Below are 5079 nucleotides of genomic sequence, written 5' to 3'. Positions count from 1 at the left end.
GGCTTTCGCGACGACGCGCTGGCGGCCAGCGAACAGCCGATGAGCCAATTTATCGCGCGCTACCTGCAACCCGGTGACGTGGTGTTCACCACGTGGCGCAACGACGGCAATGACGACCATGACGCCGTCGGCCGTGCCAGCGCCAACGCGTGCCGGCAGGTGGGCGTGCGGCTCTATGAACTGCCCATTTGGGCCTGGCACTGGCCGCTACGCGACGGCGCGATAATCCCTTGGCAACGGGCGCGTAAAGTCCGCCTGAATGCATGGAACGTCGCGCGCAAGCTTCACGCAACCCATGCGTTTGCGAGCCAATTGGTCGGCGACCCGACAATCGGCTTGGCGCCGAAGCTCGCCCAGGATCTGCTGGAGCGGATACGCGAGCCGTACGAGATCGTGTTTGCTTAGCGTGCCAGGCTTAGGTATCGCATTGTGTACAGCACAACCGACGATACCAACGGCCAAATTATGCCAGCGTCGCCGCGTGGCTGGCGGTCAAGCGCTAATGCGTGCTAACCCCGCGTGCCCGCGGCGATGGCGACGCCCGTTGTCTGTCGGATAAAACCCTACGCAACCGCAAACGGGCGGCGTTGGCACAGGATGATCGGCTTCACGTTGCGCGCATAAGTGAACGCAACGTGGTGTAAAAACTAAAGCGCCCTACCCTCCGTCACCTGCGCAGTGAACCGTTTACGAACGTGCGACAGCGGGTAGGCAACGCCCAGCCAGATAAACCAGATAGGCATCACGCACAGCGCCAATCGCGTGTCCGGCCGTAAGGCAAGCAGGCATAACACAAAGGCGAGAAATGCCAGGGAAAACCACGCCATCGGCACGCCACCGGGCATTTTGTAGCGTGATTGTGCGTGTAAGTCCGGGCGCTTTTTACGGTAGGCGATGTAGGACGCGAGGATAGTCGACCAAGTAAAAATCACCAGGATCGCCGAGACCGTCGACACGAGGGTGAAGGCCGTCATTACCTGCGGCACCACAAACAGCAACACCAGGCCCAGCACCATCAGCAGTGTGGTAAATGCCAGGCTGATAAATGGCACGCTGCTGTTGGACAGCCGCCGAAAAATGCCCGGCGCATCGCCCAGGTCTGCCAAACCGAACAGCATGCGGCTGGCAGAAAACACGCCACTGTTTGCCGACGAGGCCGCAGAGGTGAGTACCACGAAATTCACGATGCCCGCCGCTGCGGGGAAACCCGCCACCAGGAACAGCTCAACAAACGGGCTTTTGCTTGGCGACACTTGCTGCCACGACGTCACGGCGATGATGCACGCCAAGGCCAGTACGTAGAACAGGATGATGCGCAACGGGATTGAGTTGATTGCCTTGGGCAGGGTCTTCTCTGGCGCGCGGGTTTCTGCGGCCGCGGTGCCGATCAGTTCAGTGCCGGCGAAGGAAAAGATCGCCATCTGGAAACCGGCAAAAAAACCGAAGACGCCGTTGGGGAACGCCGCTTGTTTATCCAGCAAATGCGTCAACGACGCGGTGACACCGGTGGGTGAGACAAACGAGCTGGCGATCAGCACCAGGCTCACGCTGATCAGGGTGACTACGGCGATGATCTTGATGATCGCAAACCAGAACTCGACCTCGCCAAACAGCCTGACCGTGAGCACGTTAAGCGCGAACAGCGTGAGCAACATGCCGACGGCCGGCATCCACGCCGGTACATCGGGGAACCAGTACTGGAAAAACCCGCCGACCACTACCGCATCGCCGACCACCGCCACGCTCCAACTCAGCCAATACGACCAGCCGAGAAAAAACGCCGCGCGCGGCCCCAGGTAGGCACCGGCAAAGTCGGCAAAGCTCTTGAAGTTGAGGTTGGATAACAGCAGCTCCCCCATGGCACGCATCACGAAATACACAAAGAGCCCGATGATCATGTAGATCAGGATGATCGAGGTGCCCGAGAGCGCGATGATCTTGCCCGAGCCCATGAACAGGCCGGTGCCGATCGCACCGCCCATGGCCATCAACTGGATGTGGCGGTTGCTCAGGGTGCGTTGCAACGCAGGCTTTTCGGTAAGCCCAGGCGTGGTTGTTTTCATTACAAAACCTCTTGTTATGTTTTTGAGTTTTGGCAGAAAAAAGAATCAGCGGTTTTTTGTTCTTGGGTTCAGGCGGTCTTGCTTTCGAAACCGTGCAGCACGTTGACGGCATTGATGCCGATCTCATCGACCATGTAGCCGCCTTCCATCACAAACAGCGTGGGCACGCCGACGCTGGCGATGATCTCGCCCATGCCGAGGAAGTCCTGGGTCTCCAGAAGGAAATGGCTGATAGGGTCGTCCTTAAAGGTGTCGACCCCCAGGGAAATCACCAGCACTTCGGTGGCGAAATCGCGCAGGTGCTGGCACGCGTCGATCAACGCGGTTTTGTAAGTGGCCCAGGTGGTGTTTTTCGCCAGCGGGTAATTCAGATTGAAGCCCTCCCCGGCACCCGCGCCGCGCTCGCTGCTGAACCCGGAAAAATACGGGTAGGACACCGCCGGTTCGCCATGCAGGGAGATGAACATGACGTCGGCGCGCTCATAGAAAATATTCTGGGTGCCGTTGCCATGGTGGAAATCCACGTCCAGCACCGCCACACGCCGGGCGCCTTGGGTAATCGCCTGTTGCGCCGCAATCGCGGCGTTGTTGAGGTAGCAATAACCGCCCATGTATTCGCGGGCGGCATGGTGCCCAGGTGGCCGGCACAGGGCAAAGGCGCTGTGATGGCCTTCGTCGATCAGGGCCAGGCCGGTGAGCGCAATATCGGCGCTGGTTTTGACCGCGTTCCAGGTGGTACCGGTGATCGGCGAACCGGCGTCCATGGCAAAGAAACCCAGCTTGCCGTCGATGAAGTCCGGCACTTGTTGGTTGGCCAGGTCGCGCACCGGCCACACCAGCGGCAGCGCGTCGTGACTGCGGCCTAGGGCGGCCCATTGCGCCCAGGCGGTTTCCAGGAATGACACGTAGCGTTCGCTGTGGGCGTTGACGTAACACGCCCGGTCGAAGGTGCGCGGCGCGATAATATCGCCTAGCCCAACGAGCTGGACGCGGTCGCGCACGGTGTCGGCGCGGCTGGGTTGCTCGAATGAGGGCTTAAGCACACCGTCTTTCAATTCGGTGCCATGGTGCAAACGGTGGGCATCACTAAAAACAGTCAGCATTTCTCAACATCCCCGAGTAAAAGACAGGCTCTATTTTGTTCGGGCGAGGCTGGGCTTTCTTTGCTTTTAGTTCGCGCACTGTTAGTTTTATCGGGAATATTTACCCTTGTGGCAGCACATTATGAAAAATAAAACCAAACAGGTCGCGCTTGACGACACCGATCTCGCCATCCTCGCGTTACTGCAGGAAGACGCAAGCATTTCCAACGCCCAACTGAGCGAGCGCCTGTCCCTGAGCCTGACGCCGTGCTGGCGTCGACGTAAACGCCTGGAAGAAGAAGGCGTGATCAAGGACTACCAGGCCAACCTGGATCGCAAACTGCTCGGGCTGAACATCATGGCGTTCGTGCATGTGCGCTTCGCCATCCACACCGACCACGCACCAGATGCGTTCGAAGCGGTGGTCAAGGAGCTGCCGCAAGTGCTGGCCTGCCACAAAATCACCGGCGATGCGGACTATCTGCTGCAGGTGCTGGCGGAAGACCTGGACAGTTACAGCGAGTTTGTCGAGAGCGTGTTGCGCCGTCAGTTGGGGATTGCGTCGATCCAATCGAGCCTGGCGCTGCGTGAGGTGAAGGCGACGAGTCGGGTGGCGATTCCTGGCCGGGCAAGCGCCGCGCAGAGTCAATAACAGAATTCTTCTGACGTGAACCCGATTGATTAGTGGCAAAATGCCTTTTTTACCACACTCATGGAGCGACTGTGACGCACGTGCTTGCCCCCTTGGACACCACCCTCCCGCTAACCCCGCCCTCGAACTTCCGCTTCTTCAGGCGTCTCGGGATGTTCATCCTCGCGGCGCTGACGATCTTGCTGGCGCCCATTCCCGGCCTGCTGCTGGTGCCGCCGCAAGCACAGGGCTACTGGGTATTCGTGATCGGCCATGGCGCCATCGGGTTGCTGCTGTGCGGCCTGTTCGTGGTGCAACACCGCCATGACTTGGCCGCTACGTTTTACGGCCACCACATCCGTAAGACCTTGCGCTTGGGCGCGATTGCCCTGATCGCTGCGTATGCCCTATTCGGGTTGCTAGCCACGGCGCTGGGGGAACCGCGTGAAGCGTTCATGGCTGAGCTGTACAGCGGCCTGACCCAGTGGCAAACCCTGGTTAAATTGGCGTCGCTGATCATCTTTCCACCGATCGCCGAAGAGCTGATGGTGCGGCACTACCTGCTGCGTCTGTTTCCCTACGAGCGCAGTGTTGCCTGGAAGTGGACCGCGGTGATTGTCACGTCCGCGCTGTTCGCCAGCGTGCATACCCAATACGGCAGTTGGGACACACTGGCCTTGATCTTCGTGGTGGGTTGCCTGTTCGCCTGGGCGAGGATCGCCAGCGGCGGTTTGCTGGTGCCCATCTTGCTGCACATGCTGGCGGAAGTGGTGGGGTCGGGCTTTGACTGGACCTGGACCTGGGCCGGGCTTTACGGCTGACGCCAAGCCCCCTTTGGGAGTGGGCGTGACACCGTTCTTCACGCCCACTTCCCCGGCATTAGTGGCAAAAAGCCCTTCCACCAAAATGTGAAAAATTCGTTAACTAATTCTCCCCTAAGGCTTTTTCCTACAGGCTCAATCTGCCACACTTATGAGAATAATTATCAACAGATTTATTATTCGCCAGGGAAGGCGCTCAGGGAGAGTCGGTTCAATGTCTGTGCAACAACACGGCGGCAAAGGTTTTTCACCCAATTTGATCGCGATGGCGGTGTGTATCGCCACATCACACCCGGCCTTCGCCGCCAAGGCGGAACAGCCGGCGGTAATCGAGCTGGGCGCCACGCAAATCAACACCGAGCAAGCACTCGGCGCGACCACCGAGGGCAGCCAGTCCTACACCACCGGCTCGATGGCCACCGCTACCAAACTGCCACTGACCTTGCGTGAAACCCCGCAGGCCGTCGCGAGACAGGAAGAGG

The 5079-nt window shown here is 59.4% G+C and carries 5 protein-coding genes and 1 pseudogene; 4 read left to right on the top strand and 2 right to left on the bottom strand.

Going from position 1 to position 5079, the window contains the following annotated elements; translation table 11 throughout:
• A partial coding sequence (locus E0F99_RS28790; RefSeq protein ID WP_423213186.1) for a PIG-L deacetylase family protein occupies positions 1-405 on the top strand: 405 nt, incomplete at its 5' end.
• A gap of 242 nt (positions 406-647) precedes the next feature.
• Here E0F99_RS28790 and E0F99_RS28785 read toward each other — a convergent pair.
• Entirely contained in the window at positions 648-2063 is a 1416-nt protein-coding gene (locus tag E0F99_RS28785; RefSeq protein ID WP_083358564.1) for an amino acid permease, read from the bottom strand.
• Between the two features lie 68 nt (positions 2064-2131).
• Positions 2132-3166 (bottom strand): histone deacetylase family protein, encoded by a 1035-nt coding sequence (locus E0F99_RS28780; protein WP_083358565.1) that lies wholly within the window; start codon positions 3164-3166, stop codon positions 2132-2134.
• A 121-nt stretch (positions 3167-3287) separates the two neighbouring features.
• On the opposite strand from E0F99_RS28780, the gene E0F99_RS28775 reads away from it, so the two are divergent.
• From E0F99_RS28775 to E0F99_RS28765, 3 genes and pseudogenes are all read left to right on the top strand, one after another.
• On the top strand, positions 3288-3797 hold the full coding sequence (locus E0F99_RS28775; protein WP_083358566.1) for an Lrp/AsnC family transcriptional regulator: 510 nt from the start codon (positions 3288-3290) through the stop codon (positions 3795-3797).
• Positions 3798-3949: 152 nt separating this feature from the next.
• Positions 3950-4597: a CPBP family intramembrane glutamic endopeptidase gene (locus tag E0F99_RS28770; protein ID WP_130909092.1), complete on the top strand. Its 648-nt coding sequence runs from the start codon at positions 3950-3952 to the stop codon at positions 4595-4597.
• A gap of 214 nt (positions 4598-4811) precedes the next feature.
• Positions 4812-5079 (top strand): annotated as a pseudogene (locus E0F99_RS28765) (TonB-dependent siderophore receptor); the annotation flags it as partial.

Origin of the sequence: Pseudomonas antarctica, assembly GCF_900624995.1 — a bacterium.
Classification (GTDB): domain Bacteria; phylum Pseudomonadota; class Gammaproteobacteria; order Pseudomonadales; family Pseudomonadaceae; genus Aquipseudomonas; species Aquipseudomonas antarctica.
The sequence above is the reverse complement of the archived record's forward strand: the minus strand, read 5'-3'. Positions and strand labels throughout refer to the sequence as shown.

Excerpts from the sequence above, each read along its gene's own strand:
- E0F99_RS28785 (WP_083358564.1), bottom strand. The coding sequence starts at position 2,063 with ATGAAAACAACCACGCCTGGGCTTACCGAAAAGCCTGCGTTGCAACGC.
- E0F99_RS28780 (WP_083358565.1), bottom strand. The coding sequence starts at position 3,166 with ATGCTGACTGTTTTTAGTGATGCCCACCGTTTGCACCATGGCACCGAA.
- E0F99_RS28775 (WP_083358566.1), top strand. The coding sequence starts at position 3,288 with ATGAAAAATAAAACCAAACAGGTCGCGCTTGACGACACCGATCTCGCC.
- E0F99_RS28770 (WP_130909092.1), top strand. The coding sequence starts at position 3,950 with ATGTTCATCCTCGCGGCGCTGACGATCTTGCTGGCGCCCATTCCCGGC.